Annotated in this window: 20 protein-coding genes and 1 pseudogene; 17 read left to right on the top strand and 4 right to left on the bottom strand. The window is 67.4% G+C overall.

Annotated features, from left to right (window positions below; translation table 11 throughout):
• A pseudogene (locus ACT54R_RS22095) lies at positions 1–63 on the bottom strand (AAA family ATPase); the annotation flags it as partial.
• A 531-nt stretch (positions 64–594) separates the two neighbouring features.
• Here ACT54R_RS22095 and ACT54R_RS22090 point away from each other — a divergent pair.
• The 17 genes from ACT54R_RS22090 (at position 595) to ACT54R_RS22010 (ending at position 19,789) form a co-directional block, all read left to right on the top strand.
• Positions 595–1,029 (top strand): response regulator, encoded by a 435-nt coding sequence (locus ACT54R_RS22090; protein WP_168457293.1) that lies wholly within the window; start codon positions 595–597, stop codon positions 1,027–1,029.
• 6 nt (positions 1,030–1,035) lie between these two features.
• Positions 1,036–1,473, top strand: coding sequence for an ArsC/Spx/MgsR family protein (locus ACT54R_RS22085; RefSeq protein ID WP_476330099.1), 438 nt, complete (start codon positions 1,036–1,038; stop codon positions 1,471–1,473).
• A 2-nt stretch (positions 1,474–1,475) separates the two neighbouring features.
• Positions 1,476–3,140, top strand: coding sequence for a SagB/ThcOx family dehydrogenase (locus ACT54R_RS22080; RefSeq protein ID WP_476330096.1), 1,665 nt, complete (start codon positions 1,476–1,478; stop codon positions 3,138–3,140).
• Positions 3,141–3,172: 32 nt separating this feature from the next.
• Positions 3,173–3,970, top strand: coding sequence for an ankyrin repeat domain-containing protein (locus ACT54R_RS22075; protein WP_476330093.1), 798 nt, complete (start codon positions 3,173–3,175; stop codon positions 3,968–3,970).
• 94 nt (positions 3,971–4,064) lie between these two features.
• Positions 4,065–4,907, top strand: a complete 843-nt coding sequence (gene modD, locus ACT54R_RS22070) for a ModD protein (RefSeq protein WP_476330090.1) — start codon at positions 4,065–4,067, stop codon at positions 4,905–4,907.
• Positions 4,908–5,304: 397 nt separating this feature from the next.
• A complete protein-coding gene (nifV, locus tag ACT54R_RS22065; protein WP_168457298.1) occupies positions 5,305–6,552 on the top strand; it encodes a homocitrate synthase in 1,248 nt (415 codons plus the stop codon).
• A 3-nt stretch (positions 6,553–6,555) separates the two neighbouring features.
• The gene (gene cysE / locus ACT54R_RS22060; RefSeq protein ID WP_476330087.1) at positions 6,556–7,335 is read left to right on the top strand and encodes a serine O-acetyltransferase; all 780 of its coding nucleotides are present in this window, start codon (positions 6,556–6,558) and stop codon (positions 7,333–7,335) included.
• A 69-nt stretch (positions 7,336–7,404) separates the two neighbouring features.
• Entirely contained in the window at positions 7,405–7,746 is a 342-nt protein-coding gene (gene nifW / locus ACT54R_RS22055; RefSeq protein ID WP_476330084.1) for a nitrogenase stabilizing/protective protein NifW, read from the top strand.
• A gap of 717 nt (positions 7,747–8,463) precedes the next feature.
• Positions 8,464–9,429, top strand: a complete 966-nt coding sequence (gene mdh / locus ACT54R_RS22050; protein ID WP_168457301.1) for a malate dehydrogenase — start codon at positions 8,464–8,466, stop codon at positions 9,427–9,429.
• A 252-nt stretch (positions 9,430–9,681) separates the two neighbouring features.
• On the top strand, positions 9,682–10,884 hold the full coding sequence (sucC, locus tag ACT54R_RS22045; protein ID WP_168457302.1) for an ADP-forming succinate--CoA ligase subunit beta: 1,203 nt from the start codon (positions 9,682–9,684) through the stop codon (positions 10,882–10,884).
• Positions 10,884–11,768, top strand: coding sequence for a succinate--CoA ligase subunit alpha (sucD, locus tag ACT54R_RS22040; protein ID WP_168457303.1), 885 nt, complete (start codon positions 10,884–10,886; stop codon positions 11,766–11,768). The genes sucC and sucD overlap by 1 nt, the downstream gene beginning before the upstream one ends.
• 312 nt (positions 11,769–12,080) lie before the next feature.
• A complete protein-coding gene (locus tag ACT54R_RS22035; protein ID WP_476330079.1) occupies positions 12,081–15,035 on the top strand; it encodes a 2-oxoglutarate dehydrogenase E1 component in 2,955 nt (984 codons plus the stop codon).
• A 51-nt stretch (positions 15,036–15,086) separates the two neighbouring features.
• Complete coding sequence (locus tag ACT54R_RS22030; RefSeq protein WP_168457305.1) at positions 15,087–15,413, top strand: YciI family protein; 327 nt, start codon at positions 15,087–15,089, stop codon at positions 15,411–15,413.
• 27 nt (positions 15,414–15,440) lie between these two features.
• On the top strand, positions 15,441–16,667 hold the full coding sequence (gene odhB, locus ACT54R_RS22025) for a 2-oxoglutarate dehydrogenase complex dihydrolipoyllysine-residue succinyltransferase (protein WP_476330076.1): 1,227 nt from the start codon (positions 15,441–15,443) through the stop codon (positions 16,665–16,667).
• 67 nt (positions 16,668–16,734) lie between these two features.
• Complete coding sequence (locus tag ACT54R_RS22020) at positions 16,735–17,376, top strand: LysE family transporter (RefSeq protein WP_476330073.1); 642 nt, start codon at positions 16,735–16,737, stop codon at positions 17,374–17,376.
• A 34-nt stretch (positions 17,377–17,410) separates the two neighbouring features.
• Positions 17,411–18,814 carry a dihydrolipoyl dehydrogenase gene (gene lpdA / locus ACT54R_RS22015; protein ID WP_476330070.1) on the top strand — a complete coding sequence of 468 codons (1,404 nt, stop codon included), beginning with the start codon at positions 17,411–17,413 and terminating at the stop codon, positions 18,812–18,814.
• Between the two features lie 24 nt (positions 18,815–18,838).
• The gene (locus tag ACT54R_RS22010) at positions 18,839–19,789 is read left to right on the top strand and encodes a hypothetical protein (protein ID WP_476330068.1); all 951 of its coding nucleotides are present in this window, start codon (positions 18,839–18,841) and stop codon (positions 19,787–19,789) included.
• A 105-nt stretch (positions 19,790–19,894) separates the two neighbouring features.
• On the opposite strand, the gene ACT54R_RS22005 is transcribed toward ACT54R_RS22010, so the two are convergent.
• The 3 genes from ACT54R_RS22005 to ACT54R_RS21995 all read right to left on the bottom strand — a co-directional run bounded on the left by ACT54R_RS22005 (position 19,895) and on the right by ACT54R_RS21995 (position 23,505).
• On the bottom strand, positions 19,895–20,032 hold the full coding sequence (locus ACT54R_RS22005; protein WP_168457309.1) for a hypothetical protein: 138 nt from the start codon (positions 20,030–20,032) through the stop codon (positions 19,895–19,897).
• Positions 20,033–20,219: 187 nt separating this feature from the next.
• Positions 20,220–20,762, bottom strand: a complete 543-nt coding sequence (locus ACT54R_RS22000) for a CAP domain-containing protein (protein WP_476330065.1) — start codon at positions 20,760–20,762, stop codon at positions 20,220–20,222.
• Between the two features lie 121 nt (positions 20,763–20,883).
• Positions 20,884–23,505, bottom strand: a complete 2,622-nt coding sequence (locus tag ACT54R_RS21995; protein ID WP_476330062.1) for a DUF3772 domain-containing protein — start codon at positions 23,503–23,505, stop codon at positions 20,884–20,886.
• Positions 23,506–23,623 lie beyond the last annotated feature (118 nt).

Below are 23,623 nucleotides of genomic sequence, written 5' to 3'. Positions count from 1 at the left end.
GGACGTGGTGGACTTGCCGATGCCACCCTTGCCGTAAAACGCGATCTGTCGCAGCGAAGCCATCTTGCTCTCCTTCGTACCTACTTTGGAAGACCACCGCGCGAACTGGCGCGAGGCCGTTTCTCTCGTCAGCAATATCGATCGGAAACGCCCCGCGGGTTACGGGAAGGAGCGCACCGCTGGCAGCCGGCCTAGGCGTGCACTCAGCCCTCACTCGCTGTTGCGCCATGACACCAGCAACCAGCGTGCCAGTCGGCCCGAGGCCCCGCAGGTCTTTGATCTCAATCAAATTCCGGGGGTTTTCGGGGGCCTCTCTTGGCCTTTCGGATGGTGTGTCGAACCTGACAGGTGCGGGTCGTGTGTCGGGATTGGAACACTCCCTGTCCGCTCCACACGCCGGCGCCGGAGCAACCCCGCCGAATACTGTCGTTGCCGGCGAGGAACGGAACTTGCTTGACGGTCAAACAGCCCGCTCGCGCGCGGACGGCCGAGTTTGCGAACACCGTTTGCGAAACCCGGTTCGCTGCAGCAGGCGGGCCGCGCCGACGACGGGGATCGGCGCGCGATAAACGCAAGCTATGAGCGAGGCGACAGATGCAGATCGGCGTTGAGACGTCCAAGGCGGTGGACCAGCGGCGTGTCTTCGTGGTGGACGAGGACGAGATCACCCGCGCGGCGCTCCAGTTCATGCTGCACGACGAGATCGAGACCCACGAACTCGCCACCCCTGAGGAGGCCTATGAGAAGGGTCAGGGCTGGCTGATGCCGCATGTGATCCTCCTCGGCGTCGGCCTGCTGAAGGCGCGGGGCGATGCGCTGATCGGCGAGATGAAGACGAAGTTTCCCGGCGTGCGCATCCTCATCGTCACCGACAAGTCGGAAGAGGCGGTGGCGGTGAGCGGGCTCAAGGCCGGCGCCCATGGCGCGGTGGTGAAGCCGCTGACGCTGGAGAGCGTGCGCAAGAAGGTGGATACGGTGCTCGGCCGTGACGGCGGCGCGCAGCTCGTGCAGCTTTCCGTGCTGAAGTAGCCGCCCGTGGCCCATGTCACCTTCTGGGAGAAGCCGGGCTGCGGCACCAACGCCCGGCAGAAGCTCGCCCTCGCCAATGCCGGCCATACGCTGGACGTCCGCAGCCTCCTGACCGAGCCGTGGACGGCCGAGCGCCTGAAGGCCTTTTTCGGCGCGACGCCGGTCGCCACCTGGTTCAATCCGGCGGCGCCGAAGGTGAAGTCGGGCGAGGTGAAGCCCGAGACGGTGGAAGCCGAGGCGGCCATCGCGCTGATGCTGGCGGAGCCGCTGCTCATTCGCCGGCCCCTGGTGGAGGTGGAGGGCGTGCGCTGCGCCGGCTTCGACCGCGAGCCTGTCACCTCGCTGCTGGGACCCGTCGCGCCGGGGGCGCGGCCCCTGGAAGGCTGCTCCCATCCCGGCGAGGCCCATCCCTGTCCCGACCCCGGTGAACGGAAGGCATCCTGACCATGAACGCGCTGCTGCCCCCCGCGCGTCCCTTCGAGGCGGCGCTGGCCTATCACGCCCGCACCAAGCACGGCCTGAAAGGCTACGCCGCCGGCCCCGAGACGCTGGATTGGGACATGCAGCCCAATCCGTTCCGCGAGTATGAGGGCGCACCGCGCACCCCCTTGCCGCTGGCGGCAGAAGGTCTTGACGTCTCCTTTGCACAGATGGTCTCGGGCGGCGTCGCACCCGCGCCGCTGGACCTTGCCGGCGTCGCCCTGCTGCTCGAACTCTCCTTCGGCCTTGCCGCCTGGAAGCAGCTCGGCCCCGACCGCTGGGCGCTGCGCTGCAATCCCTCCAGCGGCAATCTGCACCCCACCGAAGCCTATGTGATCGCCGGGCGCATCGCGGGCCTCGCGGATGGCGTCCATCATTATGTCAGCCGTGACCATGTACTGGAGCAGCGCTTCGCGCCGCCCGGGCCGGACGTGGTGGCGGTGGCGAGTGCATCCGGCTTCGCCATGGAGAACCGGTTCGGGTCGGATGGCGGGGCGCCGTCGCTGTTTCTCGCGCTGTCCTCCATCCATTGGCGCGAGGCGTGGAAATATGGCGAGCGGGCGTTCCGCTATTGCCAGCTCGACCTCGGCCACGCCCTGGCCGCCGTGCGCTATGCCGCCGCCTGCCTCGGCTGGACGGTGCGTCTCGTCGAGACTGCGACAAGCGCCGACATTGCCCGCCGCATCGGCCTCGACCGGGTGGCGGATTTCGCCGGGGCGGAGCGTGAGGATCCCGACATGCTGATCGCGCTGGCTCCGGCCGGCGGTGATCTGCCCGTCCTTCCGCCGGCCCCGTTCGGCGGGCGCTGGATGGGGAAGGCCAATGTGCTCGACCGGCATCCGCTCTATCGCTGGCCGGTGATCGATCAGGTGAGCCTTGCGACCCATCGTGAACGCGCCGCAGCCGAGGCCCCTGAACCGGCTCCGGTCCTCCCGGCGCGCCATGTCGCAAGCGACGCGCGGGCGGCCTCTGTCATCCTCGGGCGGCGCAGCGCGCAGCGCTTCACGGCCAAGGGCAGTACGATGCCCCGCGAGGTGTTCCTCGGCCTCATCGACGCGCTGCTGCCGCGCGCGTCAGCGCCGTTCGATGGGTGGGACTTCGAGGCGCGGGTCCATCCGCTGCTGTTCGTGCATCGGGTGGAGGGGCTCGCGCCCGGCCTTTACGCCTTGCCGCGACGGGACGGCGTGATCGCGGATCTCAAGACCGCGCTGCGCTCCGATTTCACCTGGGAAAAGCCGGAGGGCTTGCCGCCCCACTTGCCGCTCTACCGTCTAGTGGAAACCGACTGCCGCGGCATCGCCCGCACCGTGAGCTGCCATCAGGCCATCGCCAGCGACAGTTCCTTCGCCCTCGCCATGCTGGCGGAGTTCGAGCCGCTGGTGACGGCGGAGGCGTGGCGCTACCGCCAGCTCCATTGGGAGGCGGGCATGATCGGCCAGTCGCTCTATCTGGAAGCGGAAGCGGCGGGCTTCCGCGGCACCGGCATCGGCTGCTTCTTCGACGACGATTTGCACCAGCTGCTGGGACTCGAAGGCGCCGCCTTCCAGTCCATCTACCACTTCACCGTCGGGCGCGCCGCCGTCGACGACCGCATCACCACGGAGCCGGCCTATCCCGGCCGGGGCGCCTGAGCGGGATCGGCGTCGGATTGGGAGAGACCATCATGAGACAGCGCACGCCCTTCCGCCGCATCGGCGTCGCGGAGGCGGTCGCCATCGTCGGCACGGGCAAGGCCCTGCTGCTCGATGTGCGCGACGCCAATTCCTTCGCCGCCGGCCACGTGGAGGGCGCGCGGAACATGGCGTTCGGCAATCTTGGCGACATCATCGGCACCACGCCGAAGACGCAGCCGGTGATCATCTATTGCTATCACGGCAATGCCAGCCAGGAATATGCGCAGGCCTTGTCGGATTTCGGCTTCTCCGACGTGACGAGCGTGGACGGAGGCTATGAGGTCTGGTTCAACCACGCGCAGGCGCAAAAGCCCGGCGCCGCGCTGGACCCTGCGCTCTCCGCCTGGATCGCCAGCCGCGGCTTTCCGCCGGATGGGCTGAACGCCACCGCCGAGAACGGCATGACGCCGCTGATGAAGGCCTGCGCCGAAGGGCTCGGCGAAACCGTCGCGGCCCTCATCGCGGCCGGCGCCGCTCTCGACATCCGCAATGCGGATGGCAACACGGCGCTGTGGATCGCCTGCGTGGGCGACCATTTCGACATCATCGACGCGCTGGTGGATGCGGGCATTGCGCTCGACAGCGCCAACGACAATGGCGCCACGGCGCTGATGTATGCCGCCTCCGCCGGCAAGGCCGGTGTGGTGGAGAGGCTGCTCGCGCGCGGCGCCGATCCGCGGCCCGAGACGCTGGATGGCTTTTCGGCGCTCGATCTCGCCTCCACCATCGAGTGCCTCACGCTTCTGCGGCAGGCGACCAAAGGGGCCAAGGCAGCGGCCCCAGCCTGACGCTTAATTGTCGCGTCACGCTTTGTCCCGTGGACCGGGGCGTCCACCAGCGCTAAGCCTCCTGCTGTATCGGGACTGAGCGAGGATGATGCGCATGACCTACCGCTGGTGGACGCAGGCCACGGTCGATGCGCTCCTCGCCGAAGACGCGCCCTATGGCGACCTGACGACCGAAAGCCTCGGCCTCGCCGGGCGCGACGCGCGCCTCTCCATGGCGGTGCGCGGCGACACCACGCTCTGTGGCGTGGAGCTTGCGCGCGAACTGTTTCTCACTGCCGGCGCCAGGGCCGACCTGCTGGCGGCGAGCGGGGCGCGGGTGCCGAAAGGCGACACCTTCCTCCTCGCCGAGGGCCCGGCCGGGCCCATCTTCCGCGCGTGGAAGGTCGCTCAGACGCTGGTGGAATACCTCTCCGGCATCGCCACCCTCACCGCCGACATCGTGGCCGCCGCACGCGCGGTTTCGCCCGAGGTGGCGGTGGTGACGACGCGAAAGACCCTGCCCGGGGCCAAGGCGCAGATGATCGCCGCCATCCGTGCCGGCGGCGCCTTCCCGCACCGGCTCGGCTTGTCGGAGACACTGCTGCTCTTCCCCGAACATGCCGCCTTCCTCGCCGATCCCGCCGAGGGCATCGCGCTTTTGCGACGGCAGGCGCCAGAGAAGAAGGTGGTGGTGGAGGTGAAGACGCCGGAGGAGGCGGAGGCCCTTCTTCCCGCCCGGCCGGACGTGCTCCAGTGCGAGAAGATGACGCCGGACGACATCCGCCGGGTGGTCGCCGTCACTCTTGAGCGCTCGCCGACCACCAAAGTGGCGGCGGCCGGCGGGGTCAACCTCTCCAATGCCGCCGCCTATGCCGCGGCCGGCGCCCATGTGCTGGTGACGTCTGCGCCCTATTGGGCGAAGCCTGCCGACGTGAAGGTGGTGATCGGCCCGGCCTGAGCGGGCGGCTCGCAGGAGACCTGTCTTTCACGGCCACAGACTGTGGCTCTTCTGCCCTCCGGCGTGATTTCGGCGACGTCGGCCAAGAAATGCCCGCACGCAGACAGGCTGCTACGTAGTTATACGTATGTGCGATTCCGACAAGACGGTGTGTCGCACGGGTCTCGTCTGTCGCGATCCTGTCGAACCTCGGACACGCTGGCCGGCTGTCGGCTTTGCGACAGATTCGCGATGCCCGGTTTTCATCGATTCCAGAATGACTTGCGGGGGTGGCATGGGCTTTGCGTGACCTCTGCCGGGCGCTGCTGGCGCGAGGTGGTCGGGATCGACGATCCGGCTCACCCGAGGCGCAGTTCAGCACCAGGGCCTTGGGGCCACGGGACTTGAGGAAGACACCATGCTCGCGAAGTCTCCATCGGTGACATCTGGGCGCTCCGGCCGGGCCTCGGCGGAGGCTGGCGGTTCGGCGAAGGGGGCTGCGGCCACCCGCACGGTCTTCCTCAACGACACCACGCTCCGAGACGGTGAGCAGGCGCCCGGCGTCGCCTTCACCCGCAAGGAGAAGATCGAGATCGCCGAGGCGCTGGCCGCCGCCGGCGTGCCCGAGATCGAGGCCGGCACCCCCGCCATGGGCGACGAAGAGATCGAGACGCTGCGCTCCATCGTCTCCCTCAAGCTGCCGCTCCGCGTCGCCGCCTGGTGCCGCATGAGCGAGGAGGACCTGTTCGCGGCCGTCTCGGCCGGGGTGAGCTACGTCAATCTCTCCATCCCCACCTCCGACCGCCAGCTTCAGGGCAAGCTGAACCGCGATCGCGAGTGGGCGCTGGCGGCGCTCAAGCATGTGGCGACGCTCGCCACCAAGCTGGGCTTCACTGTCGCCATCGGCTGCGAGGATGCGTCCCGCGCCGATCCGGACTTCCTGTGCCGGGTGGCCGAGGCGGCGCGGGAGGCGGGGGCGTTCCGCCTGCGTCTCGCCGACACGCTGGGCGTGCTCGACCCCTTCTCCACCTATGCACTGGTGCGCCGGGTGGCCAATGCGACGGACCTCGAGATCGAGTTCCACGCCCATGACGACCTCGGCCTTGCCACCGCCAACACCCTCGCGGCCGTCACCGGCGGCGCCCGCCATGCCAGCGTGACCGTGGTCGGGCTCGGCGAGCGCGCCGGCAATGCGGCGCTGGAGGAGGTGGCCATCGCGCTGCGCCAGACCGCCCGCGCTGAAAGCGGCATCGATCCCCGCGCCCTGCGCCCGCTGGCCGAAAAGGTGATGGCCGCCGCCGGTCGCCCCATGCCGCGGACCAAGGCCATCGTGGGCGAGGACGTGTTCACCCACGAAAGCGGCATCCATGTCGCCGGCCTGCTGAAGGATCGTGGCACCTACGAGGCATTGAATCCGGAGCTTCTGGGCCGCTCCCATCGCGTGGTGCTGGGCAAGCATTCGGGCCTTGCCGCCGTGTCCAAGGCCCTCGCCGACGAGGGGCTGACGGTGGACGAGGCGCGCGGTCGCGCCATCCTCGCGCGGGTGCGCGACTTCTCGGTGCGCACCAAGGAGACAGTGACGCCCCAGGTGCTCCGCCGCTTCTACGAGGACAGCTTCACCGAAGAGGCGCTGAAGCGCCGCCACGCAGCCGTGATGGGAGCCTGACCCATGATCATGGGAAGCCCGAAGTGGCATGGGACCGAGGTGCCCCTCTCCGCGGCCGCTGCGGCGGACGCCCCGGCGGCATCCTTCACGGTGTGGCAGCTCATCCGCGAGGATGTGAACTGCGTGAAGGCGCGCGACCCGGCGGCCCGGCACACCTTCGAGATCGTCCTCACCTATCCCGGCGTCCACGCCATCATCTGGCATCGGCTCGCCAGCCGGCTCTGGCGGCGGGGGGTGAAGTTCCCGGCCCGCTTCCTCTCCTGGCTGGGACGCTTCCTGACCAATGTGGACATCCACCCCGGAGCCACCATCGGCCGGCGCTTCTTCATCGATCACGGCGCCTGCGTGGTGATCGGCGAGACCGCCGAGATTGGGGATGATGTAACCCTGTACCATGGCGTGACCCTCGGCGGCACGTCCTGGACGGCGGGCAAGCGCCATCCCACGTTGCGCAACGGTGTGCTGGTGGGGGCGGGGGCAAAGATCCTCGGGCCGATCACGGTCGGCGCCGGCTGCCGGATCGGCGCCAATTCCGTGGTGATCGAGGACGTGCCGCCGGCCATGACGGTGGTGGGCATTCCCGGCCGGGTGGTGAAGCCCACGTCCGACCGCCGCAAGCTCGGCGATGGCCGCATCGACCTCGAGCACCACCTCATGCCGGACCCGGTGGGCGAGGCCATCGTCTCGCTGCTGGACCGGATCGAGTTCCTCGAGGCACGCCTCGCCCACCTGCAGAGCGAGCGTCAGCGCGGCCGGGCGGCGAGCGCCGACGAGGCGGCCTGACATCGTGGACTTGCGTTGACCAGACTTGCGCTGACCAGACTTGGGCTGATCGACAGGAGAAAGAGCGACATGTCCATCATCGACAAGCTGAAGTCCCTCGGAAGCGCCGAGGAGTTCTTCGAGGTGCTGCAGGTGGAATACCAGCCGGAAGTGCTGCAGGTGCTGCGCCTCCACATCCTGCGGCGCATGGGCCAGTACCTCGTCTCCGCCGAGTTCGACGGCATGAGCGAGGAGGAGATCTATTCCGCCGCCCAGACCATGCTCGGGCAGGCCTATGAGGACTTCATCAAGTCTAACCCCATGGCGGAGCGGGTGTTCAAGGTGCTGAAGGAGCACGATCCGAACCGCCCGGCGGCCCCCGCGGCCAAGCCCGCTTTCGTCCAGCTCGGCTCGCTCAAGACCGGAAGCTGAGACGGCCGCTTTCGTCCCGCTCGTCGGCGTTCGCGCCCGGCGGTGGGGCCAACCTTCCGCCGGAACGCCCCGAAGCGCTCCGGCCGGCTGCCCTCTCCCTGCCTTTTGTTCGTTGATATTGACGTTGTTTTATTTTTTTCATCCGGCTGGTCGCTCGGCCGTGTGCGGGGAGAGGGCAGATTTCTCGTTTCCGGCGCCAGATCGCGCCGATGAAAGCGCGGCGATGACCGCGCTGGGCGTGCCCCGGCACCGTTGACCGCCGGACTTATCCCGGCTTTTTAGCCGGCTTTCCGCGCGGCATGCGGACAGGACCCGCCCTTTGCGCCACTGGCGCCCAAATTCCACATTCCCTGGCAGCTATCGTGCAGTCCCGCCTGCAAACGGGCGGACTTGCGCGCCCCTTTTCAAATTCGCACGGTGCCGCACCGGTCCGGCGTGCCCCCGCCAGGCCCTGCCCGGCAGCGGCAAGAGTGACCGTTCCGGGGGGCCTCCGGCGGTAGGCCGCTGCACCGCTCTGCGGGATGGTTTTCCGCATGGTGCAAAAGAGCGGAAAATCGCGGTGAAACGACCCGTTTTTGCGGCAAAATCCCGCTCCATGCCACTATTTGTGCAGTGCGGCCGGCTTGAACCCCCGGACGGATGGGAGTAGTCAGGCGCCGCGTTCCTGCGGCGGCTCGTCTCATGTGCCGGCCACGCAGCGGTTTCCGGGGACTTGGGATGGCCCGCAACAAGATCGCCCTCATCGGGGCCGGCCAGATCGGCGGCACGCTCGCCCTTCTCGCGGGTCTGAAGGAGTTGGGCGACATCGTGCTGTTCGACGTCGCCGACGGCGTTCCCGACGGCAAGGCCCTGGACCTCGCCCAGCTCGCCCCCGTGGAGGGGTTTGACGCGGGCATCTGGGGCGCCTCCAGCTATGACGCCATCGCCGGCGCCGACGTGGTGATCGTCACCGCCGGCGTCCCGCGCAAGCCGGGCATGAGCCGGGACGACCTCCTCGCCATCAATCTCAAGGTGATGGAGCAGGTGGGCGCGGGCCTGCGCAAATATGCGCCTGACGCTTTCGTCATCTGCATCACCAATCCGCTCGATGCCATGGTCTGGGCGCTCCAGCGCACCAGCGGCCTGCCGGCGGAGAAGGTGGTGGGCATGGCGGGCGTGCTGGATTCCGCCCGCTTCCGCTTCTTCCTCGCCGAGGAGTTCGGCGTCTCGGTGGAGGATGTGACCGCCTTCGTCATGGGCGGGCACGGGGATACCATGGTGCCGCTGGTGCGCTATTCCGCCGTGGGCGGCATCCCGGTGCCGGACCTCATCCGCATGGGCTGGACCAGCGAGGAGCGCGTCGCCGCCATCGTGCAGCGCGTGCGCGACGGCGGGGCGGAGATCGTCAACCTGCTCAAGACGGGCTCGGCCTTCTATGCGCCGGCCGCCGCCGCCATCGCCATGGCGGAGAGCTACCTGAAGGACAAGAAGCGCGTGCTCCCCGTCGCCGCAAGGCTCGATGGGGAATACGGGCTGAGGGACATCTATCTCGGCGTGCCGGCTGTCATCGGCGCGCGGGGGGTGGAGCGTATCGTGGAGGTCGATCTCGACCGTGCCGAGCGCGCCATGTTCGAAAGATCGGTCGCAGCAGTCGAAGGACTGGTGGAGGCCTGCCTGAAGATCGCACCCGGCCTCGGGAAGTGATCTCGCTTGTGACGGCGTGCCGGAAGGCGCGCCGTTTTCGTGCCGGGGTACAACCGGCGTGGTGAAGGAGACGAGTGTTCCCCTCCTCGGGGGAGACCGCATCCTCGCCTCTGTCCTTCGGACGGGGGTGGTGGCGCGGGTCCCCCTTCTGCGGTGGAGGCGGTCCGGACATGGCGATCCCGCATTTGCGCGGGACCCGGGACGGACCGGGGCGGGGGATGGGACACATCGCAACCCTGAGGGACACGGAAGATGAATATTCACGAGTATCAGGCCAAGGCGCTGCTGAAGAGCTTCGGCGCCCCGGTCTCGCGCGGCATTCCCGTGCTGAAGGTCGAGGAGGCGGAAGCCGCCGCCAAGGAGCTGGGTGGCCCGCTCTGGGTGGTGAAGTCGCAGATCCACGCCGGCGGCCGCGGCAAGGGCAAGTTCAAGGAGCCCGAGGCCGGCGAGAAGGGCGGCGTGCGCCTCGCCAAGTCCGTGGACGAGGTGAAGGAGTTCGTCGGCCAGATGCTCGGCCGCACCCTCGTCACCATCCAGACCGGCCCGGCCGGCAAGCAGGTGAACCGCCTCTACATCGAGGAAGGCTCGGACATCGAGAAGGAGTTCTACATCTCCCTGCTCGTGGACCGCGTCACCTCGCGCGTGGCCTTCGTGGTCTCCACCGAAGGCGGCATGGACATCGAGGAAGTCGCCCACTCCACCCCTGAGAAGATCGTCACCTTCTCGGTGGACCCGGTGACCGGCGTGCAGGGCTTCCACGGCCGCAAGATCGCCAAGGCCCTCGGCCTTTCGGGCGAACTCGCCAAGCAGGCCGGCAAGCTCGCCGAAGTGCTCTACACCGCCTTCGTCGAGACCGACATGGCGATGCTGGAGATCAACCCGCTCATCGTCACCAAGGACGGCAACCTGCGCGTGCTCGACGCCAAGGTGTCCTTCGACTCCAACTCCCTGTTCCGCCACCCCAAGCTCGTCGAGCTGCGCGACCTGACGGAAGAGGACGAGAAGGAGATCGAGGCGTCCAAGTACGACCTCGCCTACATCGCCCTCGACGGCACCATCGGCTGCATGGTCAACGGCGCCGGCCTTGCCATGGCGACCCTCGACATCATCCAGCTCTACGGCGAGAGCCCGGCGAACTTCCTCGACGTGGGCGGTGGCGCCAACGAGGAGAAGGTGACGGCGGCGTTCAAGATCATCACTGCCGACCCGAACGTGAAGGGCATCCTCGTCAACATCTTCGGCGGCATCATGAAGTGCGACGTGATCGCCAACGGCGTGATCGCGGCGGTGAAGGCGGTGGGCCTCCAGGTTCCCCTCGTGGTGCGCCTCGAAGGCACCAATGTGGAAGAAGGCAAGCAGATCATCCGTGAGAGCGGGCTCAACGTGATCCCTGCCGATGATCTCGATGACGCGGCGCAGAAGATCGTCGCTGCCGTGAAGAAGGATGCTGCGTGATGTCCGTGCTGATCGACGCCAACACCAAGGTCATCACCCAGGGCTTCACCGGCAAGAACGGCACCTTCCATGCCCAGCAGGCCATCGCCTACGGGACGAAGATGGTCGGCGGTACCTCGCCGGGCAAGGGTGGCACCACCCACCTCAACCTGCCGGTGTTCGACACCGTGCTGGAAGCCAAGGAAGCCACCGGCGCCGATGCCTCGGTGATCTACGTGCCGCCTCCGGGCGCCGCCGATGCCATCCTCGAGGCGATCGACGCGGAGATCCCGCTCATCGTCTGCATCACCGAGGGCATTCCGGTGCTCGACATGGTGAAGGTGAAGCGCGCGCTCTCGGGCTCCAAGAGCCGCCTCATCGGCCCCAACTGCCCCGGCATCGTCACCGCCGGCCAGTCGAAGATCGGCATCATGCCGGCCAACATCTTCAAGACCGGCTCGGTGGGCATCGTCTCGCGCTCCGGCACGCTGACCTATGAGGCGGTGTTCCAGACCTCCCAGGAAGGCCTCGGCCAGACCTCGGCGGTGGGCATCGGCGGCGACCCGGTGAAGGGGACCGAGTTCATCGACGTGCTGGAGATGTTCCTCGCCGACCCCAAGACCGAGTCGATCGTGATGATCGGCGAGATCGGCGGCTCGGCCGAGGAGGATGCGGCGCAGTTCCTCGCCGACGAGGCGAAGAAGGGCCGCAAGAAGCCGATGGTCGGCTTCATCGCCGGCCGCACGGCCCCTCCCGGCCGTCGCATGGGCCATGCCGGTGCCATCATCTCCGGCGGCAAGGGCGGCGCCGAGGACAAGATCGCGGCCATGGAGGCGGCGGGCATCCGCGTGTCTCCGTCCCCCGCGCGCCTCGGCAAGACCCTCGTCGAGGTGCTGAAGGGCTGAGGTGGGTCCCCCGGCCTAGCCGGGGGATCGCCTTCTGGGGCATCCGCCGCGCAATCGCCATGAAGTTCGGCGACTGGCGAGCGCGGTTCGGGCAGGGGTGCGGAGCCGGCCTTCCGGTCGGTGGCGGCCCTGCCCATATAAAGGTTGTCGAGCACCGCTGTCGAAGGCCGCCACGAGCCTCGCAGGGGTGACGGGGCGTCCGGCAAGGGCCGGGCGCCGGATTTGTGGCAGACGAGCGGCCTTGGGGCTTCATTTTCCGCGCGAAATGCGCTCAAGGAGAGTGAGGCGCCACGGTCTTCCGGGAACAAGCCCATGTCGCGCGCGGAACAGAACGACGTTTTCCTGAACACCTCCTTCCTCTATGGCGCCAATGCCGCCTGGATCGAGGATCTCTACGCCCGCTATGAGACCGATCCCAATTCGGTCAGCGCTGAATGGCAGGCCTTCTTCGCGGCGCTGAAGGACGATCCCAACCAGGTGATCGAGAACGCCCGTGGCGCCTCCTGGAAGAAGCCCAACTGGCCGGTGCACGCCAATGGCGAGCTGGTCTCGGCCATGGACGGCCAGTGGATCGAGGTGGAGAAGGCCATCTCCGAGAAGGTGAAGGCCAAGGCGCAGAAGTCCGGCGTCGAGTTCTCCGCCACCGAGGTGCAGCAGGCCACCCGCGATTCCGTCAAGGCGCTGATGATGATCCGCGCCTACCGCATGCGCGGCCATCTGCACGCCAATCTCGACCCGCTGGGCCTGACCCCGCCGCGCGAGGCGCCCGAGCTCGACCCCGCCTCCTACGGCTTCTACGAGGCCGACCTCGACCGCAAGATCTTCATCGACCACGTGCTCGGCCTCGAATTCGCGACCGTCCGCCAGATGGTCGCCATCCTGCGCCGCACCTATTGCTCGTCCATCGGCGTCGAGTTCATGCACATCTCCTCCCCCGAGGAGAAGGCCTGGATCCAGGAGCGCATCGAGGGCGTCGACAAGGAAGTCACCTTCACCCGCGAGGGCAAGCGCGCCATCCTCAACAAGCTGGTTGAGGCCGAGGGCTTCGAGAAGTTCCTCGACGTGAAGTACACCGGCACCAAGCGCTTCGGCCTCGACGGCGGCGAAAGCCTGATCCCGGCGCTGGAGCAGATCATCAAGCGCGGCGGCAATCTCGGCCTCAAGGAGATCGTGTTCGGCATGGCCCACCGCGGCCGCCTGAACGTGCTCACCCAGGTGATGGGCAAGCCGCATCGCGCGCTGTTCCACGAGTTCAAGGGCGGCTCCTGGGCCCCCGACGACGTGGAAGGCTCGGGCGACGTGAAGTACCACCTCGGTGCCTCGTCCGACCGCGAGTTCGACAACAACAAGGTCCACCTGTCGCTGACCGCCAACCCGTCCCACCTCGAGATCGTCGATCCGGTGGTGCTGGGCAAGGCGCGCGCCAAGCAGGACCAGCTCGGCGACACCGAGCGCACCAAGGTGCTGCCGCTGCTGCTGCACGGCGATGCCGCCTTCGCCGGCCAGGGCGTGGTGGCCGAGTGCCTCGGCCTCTCCGGCCTGAAGGGCCACCGCACCGGCGGCTCGATTCACTTCATCATCAACAACCAGATCGGCTTCACCACCAATCCGCGTTACTCGCGCTCCTCGCCCTATCCGTCGGATGTGGCGAAGATGATCGAGGCGCCGATCTTCCACTGCAACGGCGACGACCCGGAATCCGTGGTGTTCTGCGCCAAGGTGGCCACCGAGTTCCGCCAGCGCTTCCACAAGCCGGTGGTGGTGGACATGTTCTGCTACCGCCGCTTCGGCCATAACGAGGGCGACGAGCCCGCGTTCACCCAGCCGAAGATGTACAAGGTGATCCGCCAGCACGCGAGCGTGCTGGAGCTCTACGGCAAGAAGCTGGAAGCCGAAGGCGTCGTCACCGCCGGCGAACTCGAGACCATGCGCAACGCGTGGCGCGACCGCCTCGAGGCCGAGCACGAGGCCGGCCAGGCCTACAAGCCCAACAAGGCCGACTGGCTCGACGGCCGCTGGGCGGGCTTCAAGCCCACCCACGAGGACGATGATCCGCGCCGCGGCAATACCGGCCTGCCGGAAGAAGAACTGAAGGCCATCGGCCGGAAGATCACCACCGTGCCGGAGGGCTTCCAGGTCCACCGCACCATCCAGCGCTTCCTCGACAACCGCAAGAAGGCGATCGAGGAGGGCAAGGGCATCGACTGGGCCACCGGCGAGGCGCTCGCCTTCTCCTCGCTGCTGCTGGAAGGCCACCCGGTCCGCCTGTCGGGCCAGGATGTGGAGCGCGGCACCTTCTCCCAGCGCCACTCGGTGCTGCTCGACCAGGAGACCGAGGCCCGCTACAAGCCCTTCAACCACCTCTCCGAGACCCAGGCCAAGTACGAGGTCATCAATTCGATGCTCTCGGAGGAGGCGGTGCTCGGCTTCGAATATGGCTACACCCTGTCCGAGCCCAATACCTTGGTGCTCTGGGAGGCGCAGTTCGGCGACTTCGCCAACGGTGCCCAGGTGGTGTTCGACCAGTTCATCTCCTCGGGCGAGCGCAAGTGGCTGCGCATGTCCGGCCTCGTCTGCCTGCTGCCGCATGGCTATGAGGGTCAGGGTCCGGAGCACTCCTCCGCCCGCCTCGAGCGCTATCTGCAGCTGTGCGCCGAGGACAACATGCAGGTGGCCAACGTCACCACCCCGGCCAACTACTTCCACATCCTGCGCCGGCAGATGAAGCGGGAGTTCCGCAAGCCGCTCATCCTGATGACGCCCAAGTCGCTGCTGCGCCACAAGCGGGCGGTGTCCAGTCTCTCGGAGATGGTGACCGGCACCACCTTCCACCGCGTGCTGTGGGACGACGCCCAGTCGCACCCGGACGAGAACGCCATCAAGCTGAAGCCGGACGACAAGATCCGCCGTGTCGTGCTCTCCTCGGGCAAGGTCTATTACGACCTGCTGGAGGAGCGCGAGAAGCGCGGCGTGGACGACGTCTACCTGCTGCGCGTGGAGCAGCTCTATCCGTTCCCGCTCAAGACGCTGGTGCAGGAACTCGGCCGCTTCAAGAATGCCGAGGTGGTGTGGTGCCAGGAGGAGCCGAAGAACCAGGGGTCCTGGGCCTTCGTGCAGCCCTATCTGGAGTGGGTGCTGGAGCAGATCGGCGGCACGGCGCGGCGTCCGCGCTATGCGGGCCGTCCGGCCTCCGCCGCCACCGCCACCGGCCTGATGTCCAAGCACATGGCACAGCTCAAGGCCTTCCTCGAAGAAGCCCTGGGCTGATCCGACCCCAGTAACGGTCCCAAACAGAACCGCCCCGAAAGAGGACGCGCCGTGCCGCACTTCCTGCTCCGCCTCTCCCCGCCGCGCCCGAGCTTTCCCTCGGACGCGAGCGCGGCCGAGATGGATGCCATGGGCGCGCACTTCGCGTTCTGGCAGGCCGAGGCGGAGGCCGGCACGGCCCTCGCCGTCGGTCCCGTGGCGGACCCGGCGGGCATCTGGGGGATGGCCGTCATCGAAGTCCCCGACGAGGCCGCCGCGACCGGCCTCTCGCGTCGGGATCCCGTCATCAAGGCGGACCTGGGCTTCACCTATGCGGTGATGCCCATTCTGTCGCTCATCGAGCGCCGGGCGCCACGCCCGGCCCAAGCCGAAGTCTGAGGGAGGCCCCCTCAAGGGGCGAACACAATGACCGAGATCCGCGTGCCCACCCTGGGCGAGTCCGTTACCGAGGCGACCATCGGCAAGTGGTTCAAGAAGCCCGGCGAGGCCGTCAAGGCCGATGAGCCGCTGGTGGAGCTTGAGACCGACAAGGTGACGGTCGAGGTGCCGGCCCCGGCCTCGGGCGTCCTCTCCGAGATCGTCGCCAAGGACGGCGAGACCGTCGGCGTCGGCGCGCTGCTCGGCAACATCGGCGCCGGCTCGGGCGCCGAGGCCGCGCCTGCCGCTGCCCCCGCCGCCGCGCCGGCTCCCGCTGCTGCGCCCGCGCCTGCTCCTGCCGCAGCTCCCGCCGCCGCGGTCGCGGCCGGCAGCAACGGCCCGGCCGTGGGCCGCATCGCCGCCGAGAGCGGCGTGAACCCGGCGGACGTGTCCGGCTCCGGCAAGGACGGCCGCGTCACCAAGGGTGACATGCTGGCCGCCATCGCCGCCGGCGCCTCGGCCGCCGCCGCGCCGGCCCCCGTGGCGGTGCGCGCGCCTTCCGCGCCGACCGATGCCGCCCGCGAGGAGCGGGTGAAGATGACCAAGCTGCGCCAGACCATCGCGCGCCGCCTGAAGGATGCCCAGAACACCGCCGCCATGCTCACCACGTTCAACGACGTGGACATGACCGCCGTCATGAGCCTGCGGAGCCAGTTCAAGGATGCCTTCGAGAAGAAGCACGGCACCAAGCTCGGCTTCATGGGCTTCTTCACCAAGGCGGTGATCGCGGCCCTGAAGGACATCCCGGCGGTGAATGCCGAGATCGACGGCCAGGATCTCGTCTACAAGAACTACTACAACATCGGTATCGCGGTGGGCACCGAGAAGGGCCTCGTGGTTCCGGTGGTGCGCGACGCGGATCTGCTCTCCGTCGCCGAGATCGAGAAGGCCATCGCCGGCTACGGCCGCAAGGCGCGTGACGGCAAGCTCGGCATCGAGGAGATGCAGGGCGGCACCTTCACCATCACCAACGGCGGCATCTACGGCTCGCTGATGTCCACCCCCATCCTCAACGCGCCGCAGTCGGGCATCCTCGGCATGCACCGCATCGAGGAGCGTCCGGTGGTGGTCAAGGGGCAGATCGTGATCCGCCCGATGATGTACCTCGCCCTCTCCTACGACCACCGCATCGTCGACGGCCGCGAGGCCGTGACCTTCCTGGTGCGCGTGAAGGAGACCCTGGAGGATCCCGCGCGCCTCGTGCTGGATCTGTGATGATGTGAGGGGATGGCCGGACACGTCCGGCCATCCTTCTCCTTGCCTCGTGGTGAGACTTGGGATCGTGAGCCATCTGGCCGAATATCTCACCCTCATGGCGGTGTTCGCCGTCGCGGCGGTCGCGCCGGGGCCGGACTTCGCCATGGTGGTGCGCCAGAGCGTGGTGTTCGGCCGGCGCGCCGGCCTTTTCACCAGCCTCGGCATCGGCTCCGCGATCCTTCTCCATGCCAGCTACACGCTGGCCGGCCTCGGCTTCCTCGTCGCCCACTCCCTGGTTGCCTTCTCGGTGCTGAAGTGGGCGGGCTGCGCCTATCTGGTCTATGTGGGCGTGAAGACCTGGGCTGCGCCTGCACCCGCCATGGACGGCGAGGCGGCAGCCGCGCCCGCCGGTGTCATCTCCGACCGGCGCGCCTTCGCCCTGGGGTTCCTCACCAATGCGCTGAACCCCAAGGCGATGCTGTTCTTCCTGTCCCTGTTCTCGACGCTGGTGAGCCCCGAGACCCCGCTGGCGGTGCAGGGCTTCTATGGGCTGTCCATGGGCGTGCTGCTGGTGTGCTGGTTCGCTCTCGTCACCCTCTTTTTCACCGGCCGGGCGGTGCGCGACGGGCTCGTCCGCTTCGGCCGCTGGTTCAATCGCGTCACCGGCGCACTCCTGATCTGCCTCGGTATCCGCCTCGCCTTGCAAAGGGCCGTTGCCGCGCCGTGACGCGCTGTGGCCCCTTACCTTGAAGGAACTCCGCATGTCCTACGATCTCATCGTCATCGGCACCGGCCCCGGCGGCTATGTGTGCGCCATCCGCGCGGCCCAGCTCGGCCTCAAGGTCGCGGTGGTGGAGAAGCGCGGCACCCATGGCGGCACCTGCCTGAACGTGGGCTGCATCCCCTCCAAGGCGTTGCTCTATGCCTCCGAGCTGTTCGAGGAGGCGGGCCACAAGTTCGCCGACATGGGCATCGGTGTCCCGGCGCCCAAGCTCGACCTGCCCGCCATGCTGGCCTTCAAGGACCGCGGCGTGGACGGCAACGTGAAGGGCGTCGAGTTCCTGCTGAAGAAGAACAAGGTCGACGTCTACATGGGCGCCGGCAAGATCCTCGGCACCGGCAAGGTTGAGGTCACCCTCAATGCCGACGGCAAGGTCGAGGTGCTGGAGACGAAGAACATCGTCATCGCCACCGGCTCGGACGTCGCCCCGCTGCCGGGCGTGACCATCGACGAGGAGCGCATCGTCTCCTCCACCGGCGCGCTGAAGCTGCCCAAGGTTCCCGGCAAGCTCGTCGTGGTGGGCGCGGGCGTCATAGGCCTCGAGCTCGGCTCGGTGTGGCGGCGCCTCGGCGCGCAGGTGACGGTGGTGGAATTCCTCGACCGCATCCTGCCCGGCATGGATTCGGACGTGGCCAAGTCGTTCCAGCGCATCCTCGACAAGCAGGGCTTCGCCTTCAAGCTCGGCACCAAGGTCACCGGCGTGGACACCAAGGGCAAGACCCTGAAGGTCTCGGTGGAGCCCGCCGCGGGCGGCGCGGCCGAGGTGCTGGAGGCGGACGTGGTGCTGGTCGCCATCGGCCGCATTCCCTACACCGCCGGCCTCGGGCTGGAGGAGGCGGGCGTCGCCAAGGATGCGCGCGGCCGCGTGGTCACCGACCACCACTTCGCCACCAACGTGCCCGGCATCTATGCCATCGGCGACGTGATCGTCGGCCCCATGCTCGCCCACAAGGCCGAGGACGAGGGCGTGGCGCTGGCGGAGCAACTGGCCGGCAAGGCGGGCCACGTGAACTATGACGTGATCCCCGGCGTGGTCTACACCTTCCCGGAGGTCGCCTCGGTGGGCAAGACCGAGGACGAGCTGAAGGCCGCGGGCGTCGCCTACAAGGTCGGCAAGTTCCCCTTCACCGCCAACGGCCGCACCAAGGTGAACAACACCACGGACGGCTTCGTGAAGATCATCGCCGACGCCGCCACCGACAAGGTGCTCGGCGCCCACATCATCGGCCCCGAGGCCGGCGAGATGATCCACGAATGCGCGGTGCTGATGGAGTTCGGCGGCTCGTCGGAAGACCTCGCCCGCACCTGCCACGCCCACCCCACCCGCTCGGAAGCGGTGAAGGAGGCGGCCATGGCCGTGGAGAAGCGCGCCATCCATATGTGAGGGCGCGGCAGATATGAGGTGACCATGGCGAAAGGTGAACGCCGGACCTCCGACTTTTCAGACCTCGCTCGGCAATTTGCCGAGCGAGGCTGTGTCGCTCAGCGTCTACATGCGCAAGTATTCGATTTCCTTGTACCGAACGGCCAAATTTTGACCACAGCTTTAGCTGGGGTCCGGTTTTCGGCGGATGTCATGCCGAATGGCCACTGCGCCATGATTTTTCTGGGCAATTTTTCCGAATTCTTGAGTAGCAGAATGGCTATAAATCTTGCAATTGCGGAGAGGAGTGTGGTTTTTTACTCCGATATTTTTAATGTAAAATGTCCAGATGTCGATATGTTTTGTATAATGTCCCCGTGTGACGAGGCGGCTGGAGGCATCTCTTACGAGCGAGCTTTCCAGTCAATTAATTATGTAAAATCTGTGATTTCGCTCTCTCTGGGACCAAACCCCATATTCCGAAAAGTTGGAGAATTTGATTTACATGGGGATGGAAGATTTAGCTTTCCATCAGACGTTATCGCTCTGCCGTTAATTCCTGGATTTTACATCAATGACGACGAGCATCTAACCCTAAGTGTGATGGAAGCAATATCTCGTCAAGAACGCAATATTAAAGAGAAGGTATTAACTGCGTCAAAATTTATGTCGAGAGCACTAAGTGAGTCAGATCCTGTTGTAAAATTTGTCAATTATTGGACTTCGATTGAAGTTATGGCTGGAAAGTCACAGTCAGCGCGAGATTCTATTTCGAAGGCGTATGGCATTAGTATAAAGCATGTGGACGAATATTTAAGATTTAAAATATACTCAGATAGGCGCCATGCGCTCTTCCACCACGGAAAAGAGGCGCAACTTGACGCAAGAGATGAGCGACTGCTCGGCCTGTATTTTTGGGATCTCGTAGCTCATAAAATTGGCATGAAATGTCAACGGCTCTCGGAGAAATTCTGCCAGTCCAGTGTTTGGGGGTGATCCTGGCGATCAACCCAGAATGACTCAGTTAAAAAAAGCCCCGGCCCGAGGGCCGGGGAACGGAGGTTCCGTCGGGAGGGAAAGCGAAGCCGGCCGTGAGGCGGCTCAGCCGCCCTTCTGGGTCACGGGATTGCTGGCGGTGGTGGTGGTGTCGCCGATGGAGGCGTTGGTCATGCCCGGGCATGCGAGCGCCGGGCCGGCGAGGATGCTCAGGGCGCACGCGACGAAAGCGATCCGCTTCATCTTCCTCTCCTGCCTGTCGTGTCTAGACGAGCTGATTAGGCCAGAGAAGCCGGCAATCGAAAAGCCCTCCGCCCGTACCGCGCGATCACGAACGCGCGCAGCGGTGCCGTGAAGGGGATGCCGCGCGGGGTTTCGCCGCTCAGGCGCCGCGCGGAGGTTCTTTCCGCTCAAGCGCCGCGCGGGCTTGTCATCGCGCGGGCGGGGTATCCGGCTGGGCGAGGATGAGCGCCCAATAGACCTTGTATTTGGAATTGGGCGCATTGGCCGTGGCGATGCCCATGCGGGTCACGCCCGGCTCCAGCATGTTCTTGTTGTGCGAGGGCGAATCCCGCCAGCCGGAGAACGCCTCGGCCAAGGTGTGGTAGCCCGCGCCCACATTCTCCACCGCGCGCTTCGCGTCGTAGCCGGAGGCCTTGATGCGGCTGATGAAATTGCGCCCGCCCACCTCGTGGGAGAGGTTGTCGGCCTTGGCCATGGCGTTGGCCTGGTCCTGGGCGAGGCGGGACAGCGTGTCGTCGATGGTCACCGCCGGCAGGCCGCGCGCGGTGCGGTAGTCGGAGAGGAGCGAGGCCGCGGCGGCGGCGTCCACCGGCTTACCGGTCTTGGCGAGGTTGATGTAGAAGGCCGGCTGGCTGTCGATCTGCTCGGTGGTGGCGCAGCCGGCGATGGCGGCGAGAAGCGCAAGGCCGGCACCGGCGAGGAGGGAGCGGCGGAGGATCTGGTCGCGCATGTCTCGGCTTCCGGCTGGCCTTGTTCGGGCGGGCTTCGGGGGCGATCCCCGGCGGTCCCCCCGTCTTGTGCGCCGGGAGGGTTGAGGAAGCGTTAGCGCGCCGCGCCCGGCCGGCCCCGGCTCATTGCAGCGGGTCGGGCGGCGCGGGCGGCGGGGGCACCATGTCGCGCGGGGCGCGGGCGAGCGCGGCCCAGGGCTGCGCCACCATGCCCACCTTCGCCTTGCGGAAGCGCGAGAGCACCTGGAAGTGCAAGTCGCTCTTCACGGTCAGCGCATAGTCCACGTTGGCCACCACGCAGCGCAGCTCGAAGACGATGCCCGCGTCGGCGAACTTCATCAGGAACACGCGCGGCGGCGGCGTCTGGAGCACCTGCGGATGGTCGCAGGCGCAGGCGACGAGGATGTCGCGCACCTCCTCCGGGTCACTGTCATAGGAGACGGTGACGGCGACGATGATGCGGCCGGTGGTGTTGGAGTGCGTCCAGTTCTTCACCATGCCGGTGATGAGGTCGGCATTGGGGACGATCACCGTGGCGCGCTCGAAGGTCTCGATCTCCGTGGAGCGCACGGAGATGCGCCGCACATAGCCTTCCTCGCCCTTCACGTTGATGGTGTCGCCCACCCGGATCGGCCGCTCGGCGAGCAGGATGAGGCCGGAGACGAAGTTCGACACCACCGATTGCAGGCCGAAACCGATACCGACCGAGAGAGCACCGGCGACAAGCGCGATGTTCTCGAGGTTCAGCCCCAGCTGCCCCATGGCCACCATGACGGCGATGATGGTGCCCACATAGCCGACGATGGTGGAGATGGAGGATTGCAGCGAGGGCTCGAGTCCGGTGCGCGGCAGGAGCGCGCTCGACACCCATTTCTGCAGGCCGCGCGCCGCGGCGAGGCTGACGAGCAGCAGCAGCACGGCATAGACCACGCTCCACAGCGTGATTGTGGCGTTGCCGATGCGCACGCCGAAGGAGACGCGCTCCACCGTCTCCATCATGTCGGCGGTCGAGGTGCCCCAGCTGCCGACGATGAGGAAGGCCGCGATGATGAAGAGCTGAAGCTTGAGCAGGCCGGAGGCGAGGACGCCGATCAGCTCCACCCGCTCCGGTTTCAGCCCCAGCATGCTGGAGATCATCCGCGCGCGGTGGGTCTCGGCCGAAAGCCCCTCGCCGAAGAAGGCGTCGATGAGGGCATAGAGCAGATAGAGCACGCCGAGCACGGCGGCCGCGATGACCATGCGCGCGGCGACGAAGGCGGCGAAGCTGATGTAGCCGGCCACCAGCGCACCGATGAGCGAGAACACCGCCACCCACACGAACAGGCGGATGTAGCGCGGCGGCGCGGGCGCCGGGCCGGTGGCGGCGATGGCCGCGGCATCGGTAGTAGTGGTGTCTTTCGCCGCCTCCACATTGGCCTCCGCGCGGGCGGCGCCGACGAGGAAGCGGGAGATGAAGCCGGCGATGAGCAGCGACATGATCGCGCTCGTCACCACCGTCAGCCCCACCGGCGCGAACAGCACCCGGTGCAGGGCATTGAGCGCGGCGGCGATGGCCAGCGTCCAGACGGTGAAGGAGTAATAGCGGAAGGCGAGGACGGCCGCCCCGTCGGAGAGCGGCGGCAGGCGGCGCCACGGCTCGTTCGGCGCCAGGAAGGCGCGGCCCACGGCATTGCCGATGGCCTTGATGAAGATGGCGATGACGATGCCCTGCACCAGTTCCTCGGCGCGGGGCGGAATGATCTCGAAGGCGCCGACGAAGGCGATGGCCGCCATGGCCGCGGCGGGCGCCACGGTGGCGTTGAGGAACAGCACCTTCATCGCCTCACGCGCGGAGCGCAGGCGGGTGAAGCTTTCGCCCTCGGCCGGTGCGGGGGTGCGCAGGCGCTTGCGCAGCAGGCGTCCGCCCGCCACCACGGCGCCCATGATGGCGAGGCCGCCGAGGACGATGCCGATGACTGCCAGCGGCGACAGGCGCCGCACCGAATAGGCCCGCCAGTCGTTGCCGAAGTAGCTCAGGGCGCGGAATTCGCCGGACAGCGCGTTGAAGGCGCTGGTCCACAGGTCGGGGTCGATGACGGAATCCACCCGCTCGAACAGCTGGCCGGTGAACAGGGCGCGGCGGCGGGCGCTGATGCGGTCGGAGATCTGCTCGCCGCGCAGCACCAGCGCGCGGTTCTGCTTCAGCACGCCGCCCAGCTCGGCGGAAACCTTGGTGAGGCGTTCGCGGTCGGCGGCGACCGTGGGCTCCTCCGTGGCGCCGTCGGCGGGCTTGGGGCCGAGGCCGCTCAGCCGGCTCTCCGCATCGGCGACGCGGGGGGCGATCTGATCGGAGACGGCGGCAAGGTCCTTGCGGGCGGGGTCGAGGCGCTGGCGCAGCTCGTCGAGATCGCCGGGGCGCAGGCCCTCCACCGCAAGGGCGGCATCAATGGAATCGAGGGCGGAGCGGGCCGCCTCCATCTTCTCGCGGGCGGCGACGATGGTCGGATCGGGCGGCACCGGCGCAGGCTTCGGCGCCGGGGCGGGCGCGGCCTCGCCGGCATGGGGCGCGGTGCCCGCCGGTGCAGCGGCAGGTGCGGCAGGAGGCGAAGCGGCCGCATTGGGCGTGGCCGCCGGCGCGCTCTGGCCCTGTCCCTGCTGCTGTCCCTGCGCCGGCGGGCTGGCCGCCTGTTGGGCGCCGGCCTGAGCCAGGGGGAAAACCGACAGGGCGAGCGCGACCAGAAAGGCCGCGGACGTCTTCACCTTCATATTGAACCTCCGCGGCGGCGTTCCTGTCGCCCGAAGGCGGCAGCCTCGTGGCGGATGGGGGATAAAGGCGGCCAAGTCGCCCCAAACCGCGACAAAACCGCTGGAAAGACCGGCGCCT

Source organism: Xanthobacter sp. DMC47, from assembly GCF_056313845.1.
The sequence above is the reverse complement of the archived record's forward strand: the minus strand, read 5'-3'. Positions and strand labels throughout refer to the sequence as shown.